Source organism: Kitasatospora griseola (assembly GCF_044999035.1).
GTDB classification, from domain to species: domain Bacteria; phylum Actinomycetota; class Actinomycetes; order Streptomycetales; family Streptomycetaceae; genus Kitasatospora; species Kitasatospora griseola.
Genome location: NZ_CP173360.1, coordinates 6,501,482 through 6,516,156, shown reverse-complemented (window position 1 = coordinate 6,516,156; position 14,675 = coordinate 6,501,482). Strand labels below are relative to the sequence as shown.

Below are 14,675 nucleotides of genomic sequence, written 5' to 3'. Positions count from 1 at the left end.
GGGCCCGGCGGAGGGGTGGTGTACGGCGATGCGAGTGGTGATCACCGGCGGGGCCGGGTTCATCGGGGCCAATCTGGCCCGGGAGTTGACGGCCCGTTCGGAGGTGTCGGAGGTCCGGGTGGTGGACGACCTGTCCACCGGCAGCAAGGCCAACCTGGCGGGTGTGGACGCCACGCTGTTCGAGGGCACGATCCTCGATCCGGCACTGTTGGACGCCGCGTTCGCCGGGGCGGACGCGGTGGTGCACCTGGCGGCGCTGCCCTCGGTGCCGCGCTCGGTGGCCGCGCCGCTGGCCAGCCACCACGCGAACGCCACCGGCACGCTGGAGGTGCTGGAGGCGGCCCGCCGGGCCGGCGGGCTGTACGTGGCGGCGGCGTCCTCGTCCTCGGTGTACGGCGCCAATCGCGAGCTGCCCAAGCGCGAGTCGATGCGCACCGCGCCGATGAGCCCGTACGCGGTCTCCAAGCTCGCCACCGAGGCGTACCTCGGGGCGTACCACCACTGCTACGGCCTGGGCGTGCTCCCGCTGCGGTTCTTCAACGTCTTCGGCCCGCTACAGCCCGCCGGCCACGCGTACGCGGCCGTCGTCCCGGCGTTCCTGGCGGCGGCGCTGGCCGGCCGGCCGGTGACGGTGCACGGGGACGGGCTGCAGAGCCGCGACTTCACGTATGTCGGCACGGTCGCGCAGGTGCTCGCCGAGGCGGTGCTGCGCCGGGTGGTCAGCGCCGAGCCGGTGAACCTGGCGTTCGGCACCCGGACCACCCTGCTGGAGCTGATCTCCCTGCTGGGCGAGGCGCTGGGCGAGCCGGTCGCCGCCGAGCACGTCGACCCGCGGCCGGGGGACGTGCGCGACTCCCAGGCCGACAACTCCCGGCTGCGTGAGCTGTTCCCCGACGTCCGGCCGGTCCCGCTGCCGGAGGGCCTGCGGCGCACCGCGGCCTGGTTCCGGACGCTCTGAGGCGAACCGGGGTTCCGGGGCACGCCGTCGCGCGCCCCGGGAGCTCCGCTACGCGCCGGCCGGGGCGAAGTACGCGGTGCTGTTTCCGGCCAGCGCCAGTTCGATCCGTTCCTGTGCGGACGCGTCGAGTGCGGGCAGGGCGTCCGGGCGGAACCAGGCGACTTCCAGCGACTCGTCGTCGTTCACGCATGCCTCGCCGGCCAACGGGCGGCAGCGGAAGGTCAGTTCGAGGTACTGGCAGCGGTCCCCGTTGGGGTAGTCGACCACCGGTGAGACGGTGACCGAGATCAGCGCCTGCGGCTCCACCGTCACGCCGGTCTCCTCCAGGCACTCCCGCACCGCCGCGTCCGCGGGTTGCTCGCCCGGGTCGATGATGCCGCCGATCAGCGCCCAGGCCCCGTTGTCGGCCCGCCGCCCGAGCAGCACCTGCCCGTCGTCGTCGACCACGACCACTGTCACGGCGGACAGCCACAGCGCCCGCTGCCCCACGAGTTCGCGCAGCTCGGCCAGAAACACAGGAATTCCCATGGCCCCGAGCCTATGCCCTGCCCGCCGCGCGGCCGGTCAGGACATGGGGCGGGCCGGGCAGCCGATGACGGTGGTGCGCTCCGCGACGTCGCGGGTGACGACGGCGCCGGCGCCGACGAAGGCGGCGGGGCCGACGGTGCGGCCCTGGAGCACGACGGCGCCCGAGCCGACGGTGGCGTCGTCGTGCAGCAGCACGGCGCCGGAGACGTTCGCGCCGGGGTAGACGGTGACGCGGGCGCCGAAGCGGGTGTCGTGGCCGACGGTGGCGTTGTAGTGGACCTGGCTGTGCGGCCCGAGAGTGACGCTGCTGGAGACGTGCGCGCCGCCCATCACCAGGCAGCCGGCGGCCAGTTCGGTCTCCGGCGCGACGATCGCCCGCGGGTGCACCAGCGTGGCGGGCCGGCCGCCTGCCGCGTCCAGCAGCTCGGCCAGCCGGGCCCGTACCGCCGGGTCCGCGATGCCGATCAAGTACGGCGCACCGAACGGGAGTTCACCGGGCTTGCGGACGGGGAGCCCGCGTACCCGCTCGCCCGCCGGCCGGTCGTCCAGGAATCCGGCGACCGGCACGCCCGCCGCGATCGCCACGTCCAGTGCTTCCCGGCCGACTCCGCCGGCTCCCGCGATCCACAGCATCCCGTCCCGCTCCCTCTTCCCGCCCTGACGCACCGTCGGTTCCGGACCCTACGGCCGCCCGGTCGAAGGCATGCCCGATCGAAGTCCTGCCGGGCCGAATCGTTTCGTCAGCGAGGCAGCTCCTCCCGGGCCAGCCGGGGCGCGGCCGCCGTCGCCTGGCGCGGCAGCACGACCCGCGCAGCGGGCGTCGCCGCGGGCGCCTCGGCGGGAACGGGGAAGCCGGGGTTGACGCCGCCGGCGGCGGTGATGCCGGTGGGGCGCAGCAGCATCCGGGCGGTGCCGAGGAGGATGCGCAGGTCGAGCAGCAGGGTGCGGTGCTCGATGTACCAGAGGTCGAGTTCGATGCGTTCGGGCCAACTGATGGAGTTGCGGCCGCGGATCTGCGCCCAGCCGGTGAGGCCGGGGCGCAGCGCGAGCCGGCCCCGCTGCCGGGGCGAGTAGTGGACGACCTGTTCGGGCAGTGTGGGACGCGGGCCGATGACGGCCATGTCGCCGCGGGCGACGTTCCACAGCTGCGGGAGTTCGTCGAGGCTGGTGCGGCGCAGCAGGGCGCCGAGGCGGGTGATCCGCGGGGCGTCGGGCTCGTCCTCGTGACGTTTGTCGCGCATGGTGCGGAACTTGAGGATGCGGAACTCCTGGCCGTGGCGGCCGGAGCGGGTCTGCCGGAAGATCACCGGTCCGCCCATGGTGGCGCGGATCAGGAGGGCGATCACCAGGCCGAGCGGGACGGCGATGATCCCGGCCAGTGCGGCGACCGCGAGGTCCCCCCCTCGCTTCATTTCTCCCCCAACTGGGTTGGTGCGTGGTGGTGTGGTGGGCCCCGGTCGGGGCGGGTTGCGGGCACGCCGGGCTGCTGGCGCGCATGACGGTGGAGCCGCGGTGCCAGTGCTGTGGTGCGGCGGTGCTGGTGTGCTGCGGTGCGGGTGGCGCCGGTCAGTCGGTGGTCCAGGGCAGGCCGCGTCTGCGGGCGACGGCGGCGTAGGTCTCCAGGGAGATCCGGGCGACGGTGCGCTGGTCGAACTGTTCGAGGGCGCGGCGGCGGGCGGCCGTGCCCAGGCGGTTCCGCAGGGCCGGCTCGGTGAGGAGCCGGTCGAGTGCGCCGGTCAGGGCGGCGGCGTCGGCGGCGGGGGCGAGCAGCAGGTGCTGGTCGTGGGTGCCGATCTCGCGGCAGCCGCGGATGTCGCTGAGCACCATGGGCAGACCGCTGGCGGCGGCCTCCATGCCGGAGCGGGAGAAGCCTTCCCGGTAGGAGGGCAGGACGAAGACGTCGAGCGCGGCGTACACGGCGGGCATGTCGTCGCGGCTGCCGAGGAATTCGAGTCCGGCCTCGGCGGCGCGCAGCGCGTCGGGCTTGTCGGGGTCGTCCGGTCCGATCCACACGAAGCGGGCTTTGCCGGCCAGCGCCCGGGCGGCTTCGGCGTATTCGCGGATGCCCTTCTCCGCGACCCGCCGGCCGACCCCGCCGACCAGCAGCTCGTCGTCCCGGACGCCCAGTCGGTCGCGCACCGCGGTGCGCAGCGCGTCCCGGGCGGGGCCGGGGGCGGGGAAGCGGTCGAGGTCGACGCCGTTGCCGACGACCCGGGCGCGCCGGGCGGGGACGCCCCAGCGGGCGAGAGTGCGGTGGTCCTCGGCGTTCTGGTACAGCTCGGCGTGCGAGAACCGGGCGGCGAACGCTTCGGCACCGCGCACCAGCAGCCGCTTGGCGAGCGGGTCGTGGGCCTGCGCCCAGAGCCCGTGGCAGGTGTTGACGACGACCGGCACCCGGGCGAGCCGGCCGAGGACGCGGCCGAGGACGCCGGTCTTCGGGTTGTGGGTGTGCAGCACGTCGGGCCGGATCTCGCGCAGCACGGAGAGCAGTTCGCGGGCGGCGGCGAGGTCGGCGGCGGGCTGCCAGGCCCGGGTGAGCGAGGGCAGCGGCCGGTGGTGGACGCCGAGGTGCTCGATCCGCTGCCGGTAGGGGCCGGGGGCGCTGAGCCCGTACGTCGTCAGGCCGTGTTCGACGTCGACGGTCAGTTCGGTGGACAGCAGCAGGTGCAGCGACATGTCGACGGTGGTGAGGTGCGCGACCCGCAGCGGCCGCCCGTCCTCGCCGCGCAGCCGCAGCGGAAGTGAGGGCCACTCAGGCACGGGCGCCCACCGCCTTTGCGGTGGCGACGATCCGGGCGTAGGCGCGTTCGGGGATCAGCCGGCCGTACAGCTTGGCGCGGAAGAAGTCGATCGGGTCGGTGCGGCGGACCGGCACCCGGTGCAGGCGGACCGGGTCGCCGCCGGGCAGGTTGCGGCCGACCCGGCCGGTGGCGCTGGTGCGGAACCGGGCGCGCAGCGCGGTCTCCATGTGCGGGACGGGCGTGCCCCAGGTGTACGCGAAGTGGCGCGGGCGGGTGCCGAGGTGCTCCTCGACGTCGTCGCCGCAGGCGTCCAGTTCGGTGGTGGTGAGCAGCATGGGGCGGGCGTGGCTGCGGGTGTGGTTGGCGACGGTGCACAGGCCGGTCGCGGCCATCTCGCGCAGCTGCTCCCAGCTCAGCCCGGTGGCGGGGGCGCCTTTGGCGGTGGAGCCCTCCCAGCGCATCGGGCCGCCGACCATGCCGCTGGCCAGGTAGACGGTGAACGGCAGGCCGCGTTCCCTGAGGATCGGCCAGGCGGTGTCGTAGGTGTCGGCGAAGCCGTCGTCGAAGGTGAGGACGGTGCTGGGGGTGCGCAGGCCGGCGTCGAGCCGGTCGGCGGCGGTGTCCAGGGAGACCACCCGGCCGGGCGGGAGCTCGGCGAGCAGGTCGGCCTGGGCGGTGAAGTCGGCGGTGGCGAGGTCGAGCTCGTCGGCGGTGCCGCCGCCGATCCGGTGGTAGATGAGGACGGTGGCGCCCTCGCCGGGTACCCGGCCGGCCGCGCGGGCCAGCTGCTGTTTGACCTTCGCCCTGATGCCTGCGGCGGCGACGGCGGTGCTCGCCATGACGTCCCCCTCGCGGTGCCCCCGCACCGGAAAATGCGGCCGCGGCGCCCCCGCGCCCGACCCTGATGACTCCCCCGGCCCGCGGCCTGCGCGGGCGATGCGTTTCACAGTAGGGGGAAGTGTGCTTTCACTGCCGGGGAAACGTGAAAGAAGTGCGCAGGTAGGCCGAAAATCAGCCGATCCGACCGGCGCTGTCCGTTTGCTGGACGTTTTCGGCCCGTCCGGTCGATTCGCGCCCCTCCGGGAACCGCAGCCCCTCCGGGAACCGCAGCCCCTCCGGGAACCGCAGCCCCTCCGGGAACGGCAGCCCCTCCGGGAACCGCCGCGGCTCCGGGAACGGCAGCCCCTCCGGGAACGGCAGCCGCTCCGCGCGGAGTTTCAGGATGCGGTGCCGCGGCCGGGGCGCAGCAGCGCCAGGCCGACCCGGGCGAGCAGCAGCACTCCGGTGGCCAGGCAGCCCGCCACCGCCATCACCCACGCGGGGCCGTCGCTCTCCGGGACCAGCACCGCGACCAGGATGCCGAGCACCACGCAGCCCACGCCGACCAGGGACAGCAGCAACTGGTGGCGGCGCAGTGCGCAGCCGCCGAACACGGTGGACCAGCGCGTAGCGGTGCGGTCACTCGGGGTGTCTGCCATGCCCTCCACGGTAACCCGGCCCCCGGGGGCGGGCCACGGACCTTCGGCACTGGTCGACGGCGCTGCGATGCGCTCCGGCACCGCCCGGGCCGCCGCGCGAACCGTGCCCCGGACCGCCCTGCGGGCTGTCCGTCGCCGTGCTCCGGCCGACCTTCCCGACCGGTGTCCGGACCGTGCCTGATCACCGTTCGGACGATTCCGGACGGCCGTTCGGAGGTCCCCGCGAAATCTCGCCGTCCGCCGTACAACCATCCCGCCATGTCGATGGTCTCCACTACATTGAGCGATCCAGGAGCCGTCCGACGAGCGGGATTGGGAGTACCCGCCGCGGGCTAGATCACTCGGGAGCGGAGCCGCCGTTCCCGGGGTCGGAGGCCGGGCTCCGCCTGCCGACGGGACCGCCACGCCGCATGCCGGCGACCGAGGGGGGAACCGTGTCGTACGCCACCACCGCCGCCGCCGTCTGCGCCCCGCCCCAACCTGCCGCCGTGCCCGCCGCCGCGCCCGCCCTCGCGTCGGGGCAGCCCCGGGACCGCAGCAGCTGGCTCCGGTTCAGCCCGGCCCAGCCGCTGTTCCGGGCCCGGGCCGCGCAGCGGCTGGCCGTGCTCGCCTATCACGGCATCACCGATCCACGCTCGTTCGGCGCCCAGCTCGACCGGCTCCGACGCCTGGCCACCCCGGTGTCGGTGCAGGACGTGGAGCGTTCCCTGGCCGAGGGTCGCCCGCTGCCGCCGCGCTCGGTCCTGGTGACCTTCGACGACCCGGACCGCACCGTGCTGCGGCACGCGCTGCCGGAGCTGGTGGCGCGCCGGATCCCGGCGGCCGCGTTCGTGATCGCCGAGGTGATCGGCACCGAGCAGCCTTTCTGGTGGCACGAGGCGGCGTTCCTCGCCCGGCACGGCGGCCGGGCCCGGCTGCTGCCCACCGGCGGCGACCCGGTGCGGGTGCTGGCACTGCTCAAGGCGCTGCCGGACCCGGACCGCCGCCGCAGCCTCGCCGAGCTGCGGGTCTCCGCGTCGCGCCGCCCGCCGGCCCAGGAACAGCTGCGCCCGGAGGACCTGCGGGCGCTGCGCGAGGCCGACGTCACGGTGGGCAACCACACGCTGGGGCACCCGTCGCTCCGGCGCTGCGACGCGGCGACGGTGCAGGCGGAGATCGCGGGCGCGCACCTGGCGCTGACCCGCTGGCTCGGCGAGGCCCCGTCGGCGTTCGCCTACCCCGACGGCGGGTTCGACGAGCGGGCGGACACGGTGCTGCGCCAGCTCGGCTACCGGCTGGGTTTCCTCTCCGACCACCGCCTGGGCCCCCGACTGCCCGCCCACCCGCTGCGGATCAGCCGCCTGCAGGTGGATTCCACCACCTCGACCCGGCGGTTCGACACCATCCTGTCGGGCCTGGAGCCGGCGGTTCAGCGCCTGCTCGGCGCCCAGGCGTAACGGTTCGCCGAGGCGTAACGATTCACCGCGCCGTGACGGCCCGCCCGGCCGTCACGGTCGGCCGGTTCCTCCTCGCCGTGCGCATGCGGCCCGTGGGCGCTCGACGTGAACGGCGTCGCGGCCCGCGGTCGGCGTCCCGTCACACGGCGGCGGTCGGCGTCCCGTCACGCGGCGGCGGCCGGCCGGATGTTCCGCATCCGGCCGACCGCGTAGACGCAGCCGGCCAGGGCGAGGTCCGACAGCAGCATGAAGCCGATCGAGTAGCTGCCCTTGGCGCTGTAGATGGCGCCCATGACCAGCGGCGGGACGAAGCCGCCGAGGCCGCCGATCGCGCCGACGATGCCGGTGACGGACCCGACCTGGGCGACCGGGGTGACCTGCGAGACCAGCGCGAACACCGAGCCGCTGGTAGTGCCGAGGCCCGCGGCCATCAGCAGGAAGGCGATCGTCCCGACCGGGTCGAGCGCGGGGTCGAAGGCCTGCACGACGGCGAAGAGCGCGGTCAGCGCGAGCGCCCAGCCGGTGACCACGGCCGGGTGGACGCGGTCCGACAGCCAGCCGCCGAACGGCCGGAACACCACGGTGACCAGCGCGAAGCCGGCCGCCTTGGTGCCCGCGTCGGTCGCCGACAGGTGGTACCAGGTCTTCAGGTACGTCGGCAGGTAGACGCCGAACGCGACGATGCCGCCGAAGCCGATCGCGTACAGCGCGGACAGCTCCCAGGTGACCCGCAGCCGACCCGCCCGCCCCAGCCGGGTGGCCAGCGAGGCGGTGGGCACGGCCCGGTCCGGGCGGTCGCGCAGCAGCAGCGCCGCGAGCACGGTGTACCCGGCGAGCGCGCCGGCCATCACCAGGAACGGCAGGTCGTGGCCGTGCTTCCACAGCCGCGGCGTGAAGTAGCCGGACAGCGCGACGCCGCCCATGCCCATCCCGAACACGCCGAGGCCCAGGCCCCGCTTGTGCGCCGGGAACCAGGAGTTCACCAGCGGCACCCCGATCGCGAACGTCGTGCCGCCCAGCCCGAGGAAGAACCCGACCGCCAGCAGCGCCCCGTACGACTCGCGGGCCGGGATGATCAGCAGCACCGGGACGATGGTCAGCGCCGAGATCAGCGGGAACATCAGCCGGGCCCCGTACCGGTCGGTCAGTGCGCCGACCGGGACCCGTCCCAGCGAGCCGACGATCACCGGGACGGCGACCAGGAACGACTGCGCGAACGACGACATGTGCAGCGTCTTGTCGAACTCGCCCGCCAGCGGGGCGATCAGGTTCCACGCCCAGAACGTCAGCGCGAAGCCGAGCGTCGCGACCACCAGGTTGGTGTACGCCGCCCCCGACACCCGCTCGTCCGGCCCGTTCGACGTCGTCCGCTCTCCCATGGGGCCCAAGCGTGGGCACCCGCCGGACCCGCCGCACCCAACCCGGCCGCACCACCGCCGCACATCAACCGGACGGAGCAGGGGGCCGGAGGCCGGGGGCCGGGGGCCGGGGGCCGGGCCTCAGGACGCGGCGGGCGACGCGGCCCGGGTGGCGGGCACAGCAGTCGGGGCGGCGGTCGCCCGGATCTGGGCGGCGTGGCCGGGCAGTTCGGTGGCGGCCAGCCCGTCGAGCAGGTCGAGGATCGCCAGCGGGCCCTCGAACACCGGTCGGCCGTGCGAGAGCAGCAGGGTCGGCAGCGCGGTGTCCAGCTCCTCCGTCCCGAGCGACGCCGCGAGCGCGCACAGCGCCTCGGCCTGCGCGGCGATCCGGCGGCGCAGCTGCCGGCCGCCGCCGGTGCGGTCGATCACCCGGCCGATCGTCCAGCTGTCCTGGGAGATCCGGTTGTCGAAGGTGGCGGGCGAGCCGGCCGCGACGGCGGCCACCGCCGCCAGGGTGCCGGCCGTGACCGACCCGACATGGGCCAGCACCTGTTCGGCGTCCCACTCGCCGGGCGGGACGGCGACCGGCTCGGCACCGGCCGCCTCCTCGGCGGCGGCGATCACGTCCTGGTACGCACGGTGGAGTGCGGCGGTGTCGTACATCCGTGGTGCCCTTCTGCTGCGGCGGCGCGCTCGGGGCACCGCGTCGGGTGCATGGGGTGCTTCGGGTGCTTCGGGTGCGTGGGGTCCGTGGGATCCGTGGGGTGCGTCAGTCGGCGCGGGTCTCGGTGGGGGCCATCTCCCACGGGGCCTGCGGCAGGGTCTCCCCGGTCTCCAGCAGCGACTTCAGGTTGGCCAGGACGGCCGGCCAGCCGTGCGAGATCGCCTGCAGCGCGGTGCGGTCGCGCAGCTTCTCGTGGGTGACGGTCAGCCGGACGATGTCCTCGTGCGGCTCGACCAGGAAGGTGACGGTGGCCTCGTCTTCGAGGCCGGACAGGTCCGGCCGGTCCTCGAAGGTGAGCACCAGGCGGGTCGGCGGCTCGGCCACCAGCACCCGGCCGGTGACGTCGACCTTGCCGGAGCCGTCGGTGCGGCGGTGCTCCCAGGTGGATCCGGCCTGCCAGTCGGAGACGTTGGCGTGGCCCCAGTAGCGGGCCGTCAGCTCGGCGTCGGTGAGCGCCTTCCACACCTGTTCCGGGGTGGCCCGGATGTAGGTGGCGTACACGTAGGTCGGGACAGTACCGGTCTCGGATGCGCTGTTCATGGCGTTCTCCTGCTCTGCCTGTCGTTTGATCGCGCCGAGGACGGCCAGCCGGGGCCGGTCGAAGTCGGCGATCCACCGCTGCTCGATCTCGTGGATCGGCCCGGGGTTGAGGTAGTGGAGCCGCTCCCGCCCCCGGCGGACCACGGTGACCAGTCGCGCCGCGACCAGCAGGTCCAGGTGCTGGGTCACCGACTGCCGGGCCATCGCCACCTCCTCGCACAACTCCCGCAGCGTCTGCCCGTCCCGCACCCGCAGCCGGTCGAGCAACGCCCGCCGCGTCGGGTCGGCGAGGGCCTTGAACACCGCGTCCATCGGGGCGGTGGGGATCGGTTCCGGACTCACCCCTCCATCATGCAGGTATTTGCCTGCCTATCGCAACGCGGGCGGCGGAGGCACCAGGCGAACCCCGGCCGCACGCGTCGATCCGGTCGAAACGCGGCCAGTCCGGGCGACGTCCCGGCGGCGTCCGGGCGGCGTCCCGTCCGAGCGTCCCGGCGGCGTCCCGGCAGGGCGTTCGTACGCGTTCGGCCAGGGCTGCGGTGCAGGTGGTCCCCATCGGCCGGACCGGGGTGTGCGACGGCCAAGAGGTAGAGTCGTTGCTCGTGAAGATCGCCCTCGTGGACTCCGGAATCGGACTGCTCGCCGCCACCGCCGCGCTGCGCCGCCTGCGGCCGGACGCGGACCTGGTCATCTCCTGCGACCCCGACGGCATGCCGTGGGGACCGCGCACCCCCGAGGACATCACCGAGCACGCCCTCGCCTGCGCCCGGGCCGCGGCCGCGCTCGAACCCGACGCGCTGGTGGTCGCCTGCAACACCGCCTCCGTGCACGCGCTCGCCCGGCTCCGCGCCGAGTTCGAGCCCGAACTGCCGGTGATCGGCACCGTCCCCGCGATCAAGCCTGCCACCGCGGCAGGCGGCGTCGTCGCCATCTGGGCCACCCCCGCCACCACCGGCAGCGACTACCAGCGCGGCCTGATCGCCGAGTTCGGCGCCGGTGCCGCCGAGGTCCACGAGGTCGCCTGCCCCGGCCTGGCCGAAGCCGTCGAGCACGCCGACGAGGACGCCATCGCCGCCGCCATCGCCTATGCCGCGGCCCGCACCCCCGCCTCCACCACCGACGTCGTCCTCGGCTGCACCCACTACGAACTCGTCGACGACCGCATCGCCTCGGCGCTGTCCGTCCCCGCCCGCTTCCACGGCTCCGCCGACGCCGTCGCCGCCCAGGCCCTCCGCCGCATCACCTCCACCACCGCCGGCGCCGGCACCCTCACCGTCCTCCACTCCGGCCGCCCCGCCGCCCTCCAGACGGCGGCCCTCAACTACCCCCAGGGCGAGATCCTGATCGGCGCAAGGGTCTGACCGTCCCGTCGGCCCCAGCGGCCACCGGTGGTGCCTCGGTGTCGTCGCAGCGCGAGTAGACCGATATTCGCCCCCTGGGTAGCCCGCACCGTTCCTCGCCGTGCCCCACACCCCCGGCCCTTGCCCTCCCCGGCCGGCCCTCCGGCCGACCGCCACGCTCCCGGCCCAACCCCACCCCTCCGCCGGACGGCCGCCCCATCGCGCCCCGACGCCGGCACCGCACCGGGCGGGGCTGCCGCCCACCCCTCGACCCCCCCCTCCTTGCCACACCCTCACACCCCCGGCCCTTGCCCTCCCGGCCCAACCCCACCCCTCCGCCGGGCGGCAGCCCGTCGCGCCTCGGCGTCCGCGCACTGTCCGTGGGGCAGACTGCCGGGGTGACCGTGCTGTGGTGGGTGTCGGTGGTGGCGCTGGTGGTGTGGGTGTGGCTGGCGGCGTGTCACGGCGGGTTCTGGCGGACCGATCAGCGGTTGCCGCGCGGGGGTGCGGAGCCGTCGCGGTGGCCGGACGTGGTGGCAGTGGTGCCGGCCCGTGACGAGGCCGGCGTGCTGCCCCTCTCCCTCCCGTCCCTGCTCGCCCAGCAGTATCCGGGCCGGGCCAGGGTCGTCCTGGTGGACGATCACAGCACGGACGGGACTGCCGAGTTGGCGAGAGAACTCGCGGCCGCCCGGGGCCTGGAGCTGGAGGTGACCACTCCCCCACCCCTCCCCGAGGGCTGGACGGGCAAGCTGTGGGCGTTGCGGCACGGCGTCGAGCGGGCCGGCGACGCCGAGTGGCTGCTGCTGACGGACGCCGACATCGCGCACCGGCCCGGTTCCCTGCGGGAGCTGGTCGTGGCGGGCGAGGCGCACAACCTGGACCTGGTCTCCCAGATGGCCCGCCTGCGGGTGGCGTCCGGCTGGGAGCGGCTGATCGTCCCGGCGTTCGTGTACTTCTTCGCCCAGCTCTACCCGTTCCGCCGCTCCAACCGTCCCTCCTCCCGGACGGCCGCCGCGGCCGGCGGCTGTTCGCTGGTGCGTCGTCGCGCGCTCGAACGGGCGGGCGGGGTGGCGGCGATCCGCGGCGCGGTGATCGACGACGTGTCACTCGCCCGCGCCGTCAAACGCACCGGCGGCCGCACCTGGCTGGGCCTCGCCGACCGCGTCGACTCCGTCCGGCCCTACCCCGGACTGTCCCCGCTGTGGCGGATGGTCTCCCGCAGCGCGTACGCCCAACTCCGCTACTCACCACCCCTGTTGCTCGGCACCGTCCTCGGTCTGACGCTGATCTACCTGGTGCCGCCGATCGCGGCCGTCACCGGCCTGCTGACGGGCAACTGGTGGACCGCTGGCACTGGCCTCGCCGCCTGGGCGCTGATGGCGGGCACCTTCGCGCCGATGCTGCGCTACTACGACAGACCCGTGACCGAGGCCCCGCTCCTCCCCTTCACCGCGCTGCTGTACCTGCTGATGACGGTCGACTCCGCCGTCCAGCACTGGCGCGGCCGCGGCGCGTCCTGGAAGGGCCGCACCTATCCGCCCCCGCAACGCATCGACGACCGAACGACCCACCGGGCATAGTTACATGATGGAACGCCAGACGATCGGACGGATCGCCCACCGCGACCACCCTGTGGCCGCCCCCCTGTCGGACGAGTCGGTGCGCCGCCTGCTGGAACACCAGCTCCGTCGCCGCCCGGACGGTCGCGTCCTCGACCTCGGCTGCGGCGAAGCCGCGTGGCTGGTAAGGGCGTTGAGCATGTACCCCGACCTGCAAGCCATCGGCGTGGACGCCAACCCGGACGCCCTGGAGGACGGCCGCCGAACCGCCGAACGCGCGGGCGTGGCCCGCCGAATCGGCCTGCACCACACCGACGTACGGGACTTCAGGACGAACGAGCCCTTCGACTCCGTCCTCTCGGTCGGCGCGACCTACGCCTTCGGCGGCCTGCTGCCGACCCTCGAAGCCGTCCGCCCACTCCTCACCCCGGGCGGCACCCTGCTGCTCGGCGAGTCCTACTGGGACGGCCAACCACCCGACCACGCACGCGAGTTCTTCGGCGACGACCTCACCGACCTGGCCGGCGTCCTCACCACCCTCCGCACCGCCGACTGGTGGCCGATCGCCGGACACACCTCCACCCGCGAAGAACTCGACACCTACGAATGGTCCTGGACCGGAGCCCTCACCGACTGGGCCCTCGACCAACCCCCGGGCCCCGACCGCGACCAGGCCCTGGCCGCCGCCACCCACCACCGCGACCAATGGCTCACCGAGTACCGCGACGGCTTCGGCTTCGTCACCGTCCTCCTCCGCCCCGGCGACTGACAGTCCGACGTTCCGGGAAGCCTGCGGTGGACGACTTCATCCGTCAGCGGGTGAGGAGCCGGCGGGCCGTCGGCTTCACGTACTCGTAGCGGGTCATCTGTTCGAGGTCGCGGAGCCAGGCGGTGCGGCCCGGGGGTTGGCGGAGGAGTTCGCGGTAGATCTCCTCGAAGGCGGTGGAGACGTGGTCGAGTGAGAACCGGCCGACCACCCAGTCGCGGCCCCAGCTGCCGAGTTCGGCGCGGCGGTCGGGTGCGTCGGCGAGGGTGCGGATCTGGGCGGCGAGGGCCTTGGGGTCGGTGGGGCCGTCGCCGTGGCCGTACATGCAGCGGGAGGCGTGGGGCTCGACGAGGGGGCCGGGTTCGTGGATGGCGGTGTAGCCGTTCGCGCCGTGGACGATGACGGGTTTGGCGAAGGCGAGGCCGCGCAGGGCGGAGCCGCCCATGCCGAGGACGAGGTCGGCGGCTTCGTAGGCGGGGCGCGGGTCGGAGCGTTGGCCGGTGAGGACGATGGCTTCGCGGCCGAGTTCGGCGTTGAGGCGTGCGGCCTCGGCGCGCAGCGGCTCTTCGCTGGGGCCGCCGCCGACGACGGCGAGGACGAGGTCGGGGTCGTCGAGGAGGCGGACGGCGGCCATGGTGCGTCGGACGCCGGCGTCCTTCTCCAGGCCGGAGACCAGCCGGGTGACGATGCAGAGCAGCAACTGGGAGGGGGCGGCGCCGACTTCGGCGCGGAAGGCGGAGCCGGAGACCGAGCCGGGCGCGTCCAGTGAGGTGTTGACGGGGGGTTCGATCAGTCGCAGGTCGCGGTGCCCGAAGGCCCGCCCGTCGGGCATCAGCGCGCCGAGGCCGAGGACGAGGGGCTGGTGGCGGGGCATGCCGCGGAGCATGCGGATGCCGTAGAAGGTGGTGACGATCGGGAGGCGGCCCTGTCGGCCGGGGCCGAAGTACGCGTTGCGGGCGGCCCGGACCTCCCAGGCGTGGACGAGTTGGGAGCCGTGTTCGTCGGCGAGGCGGGCGAGGCGGGCCCGGATGACGGCGTGCGGGGTGTCGGGGTCGCCGGCCACGACGAGGTCGAGGTCGTGGGAGGCGGCGAGTTCGACGAGGGGGGCGGGGCCGTCGACCCCCTGGGCGAACAGGACGGGTTCGTGGCCGCGGTCGCGCAGGGTGCGGGCGATGTCGACGGCGTTGAGCTGGGCGCCGCCGAGGGCAAGGTTGTTGAGGTGGACCAGGACGCGGACCGAACGCACG

General features: G+C 74.5%; 15 protein-coding genes. 5 read left to right on the top strand and 10 right to left on the bottom strand.

Translation table 11 applies throughout. The annotated features are described in order from the left end of the window. The first annotated feature begins 28 nt into the window (after positions 1-28). Entirely contained in the window at positions 29-958 is a 930-nt protein-coding gene (locus ACI1MP_RS29570; protein WP_404869866.1) for an NAD-dependent epimerase/dehydratase family protein, read from the top strand. Between the two features lie 48 nt (positions 959-1,006). Here ACI1MP_RS29570 and ACI1MP_RS29565 read toward each other — a convergent pair whose 3' ends face one another. The 6 genes from ACI1MP_RS29565 to ACI1MP_RS29540 all read right to left on the bottom strand — a co-directional run bounded on the left by ACI1MP_RS29565 (position 1,007) and on the right by ACI1MP_RS29540 (position 5,705). After that, the gene (locus ACI1MP_RS29565) at positions 1,007-1,486 is read right to left on the bottom strand and encodes an NUDIX domain-containing protein (RefSeq protein ID WP_043908993.1); all 480 of its coding nucleotides are present in this window, start codon (positions 1,484-1,486) and stop codon (positions 1,007-1,009) included. A gap of 36 nt (positions 1,487-1,522) precedes the next feature. Further along, a complete protein-coding gene (locus ACI1MP_RS29560; protein ID WP_380341367.1) occupies positions 1,523-2,119 on the bottom strand; it encodes a NeuD/PglB/VioB family sugar acetyltransferase in 597 nt (198 codons plus the stop codon). Positions 2,120-2,226: 107 nt separating this feature from the next. Beyond that, positions 2,227-2,898, bottom strand: a complete 672-nt coding sequence (locus ACI1MP_RS29555) for a sugar transferase (protein ID WP_380341370.1) — start codon at positions 2,896-2,898, stop codon at positions 2,227-2,229. A gap of 154 nt (positions 2,899-3,052) precedes the next feature. Beyond that, positions 3,053-4,246, bottom strand: a complete 1,194-nt coding sequence (locus ACI1MP_RS29550; protein ID WP_380341371.1) for a glycosyltransferase family 4 protein — start codon at positions 4,244-4,246, stop codon at positions 3,053-3,055. After that, complete coding sequence (locus tag ACI1MP_RS29545; protein ID WP_404869864.1) at positions 4,239-5,066, bottom strand: polysaccharide deacetylase family protein; 828 nt, start codon at positions 5,064-5,066, stop codon at positions 4,239-4,241. Before ACI1MP_RS29545 ends, ACI1MP_RS29550 begins: the two co-directional genes overlap by 8 nt. A gap of 378 nt (positions 5,067-5,444) precedes the next feature. Next, a complete protein-coding gene (locus ACI1MP_RS29540) occupies positions 5,445-5,705 on the bottom strand; it encodes a hypothetical protein (RefSeq protein WP_100589308.1) in 261 nt (86 codons plus the stop codon). Between the two features lie 434 nt (positions 5,706-6,139). On the opposite strand from ACI1MP_RS29540, the gene ACI1MP_RS29535 reads away from it, so the two are divergent. Next, a complete protein-coding gene (locus tag ACI1MP_RS29535) occupies positions 6,140-7,141 on the top strand; it encodes a polysaccharide deacetylase family protein (RefSeq protein ID WP_380341377.1) in 1,002 nt (333 codons plus the stop codon). Positions 7,142-7,305: 164 nt separating this feature from the next. On the opposite strand, the gene ACI1MP_RS29530 is transcribed toward ACI1MP_RS29535, so the two are convergent. The 3 genes from ACI1MP_RS29530 to ACI1MP_RS29520 all read right to left on the bottom strand — a co-directional run bounded on the left by ACI1MP_RS29530 (position 7,306) and on the right by ACI1MP_RS29520 (position 10,075). Then, entirely contained in the window at positions 7,306-8,520 is a 1,215-nt protein-coding gene (locus tag ACI1MP_RS29530) for an MFS transporter (protein ID WP_380341379.1), read from the bottom strand. A gap of 120 nt (positions 8,521-8,640) precedes the next feature. Then, positions 8,641-9,162: a hypothetical protein gene (locus ACI1MP_RS29525; RefSeq protein WP_380341381.1), complete on the bottom strand. Its 522-nt coding sequence runs from the start codon at positions 9,160-9,162 to the stop codon at positions 8,641-8,643. 106 nt (positions 9,163-9,268) lie between these two features. Then, positions 9,269-10,075 carry an ArsR/SmtB family transcription factor gene (locus ACI1MP_RS29520; protein ID WP_380341507.1) on the bottom strand — a complete coding sequence of 269 codons (807 nt, stop codon included), beginning with the start codon at positions 10,073-10,075 and terminating at the stop codon, positions 9,269-9,271. Positions 10,076-10,365: 290 nt separating this feature from the next. Here ACI1MP_RS29520 and ACI1MP_RS29515 point away from each other — a divergent pair, with 290 nt between their 5' ends. The 3 genes from ACI1MP_RS29515 (at position 10,366) to ACI1MP_RS29505 (ending at position 13,431) form a co-directional block, all read left to right on the top strand. Continuing rightward, positions 10,366-11,124 (top strand): aspartate/glutamate racemase family protein, encoded by a 759-nt coding sequence (locus tag ACI1MP_RS29515; protein ID WP_363477848.1) that lies wholly within the window; start codon positions 10,366-10,368, stop codon positions 11,122-11,124. A 377-nt stretch (positions 11,125-11,501) separates the two neighbouring features. Then, positions 11,502-12,683 carry a glycosyltransferase gene (locus ACI1MP_RS29510; RefSeq protein ID WP_404869863.1) on the top strand — a complete coding sequence of 394 codons (1,182 nt, stop codon included), beginning with the start codon at positions 11,502-11,504 and terminating at the stop codon, positions 12,681-12,683. A 7-nt stretch (positions 12,684-12,690) separates the two neighbouring features. Further along, the gene (locus ACI1MP_RS29505; protein ID WP_404869862.1) at positions 12,691-13,431 is read left to right on the top strand and encodes an SAM-dependent methyltransferase; all 741 of its coding nucleotides are present in this window, start codon (positions 12,691-12,693) and stop codon (positions 13,429-13,431) included. 43 nt (positions 13,432-13,474) lie between these two features. Here ACI1MP_RS29505 and ACI1MP_RS29500 read toward each other — a convergent pair whose 3' ends face one another. After that, a complete protein-coding gene (locus ACI1MP_RS29500) occupies positions 13,475-14,674 on the bottom strand; it encodes a glycosyltransferase family 4 protein (RefSeq protein WP_380341391.1) in 1,200 nt (399 codons plus the stop codon). Position 14,675 lies beyond the last annotated feature (1 nt).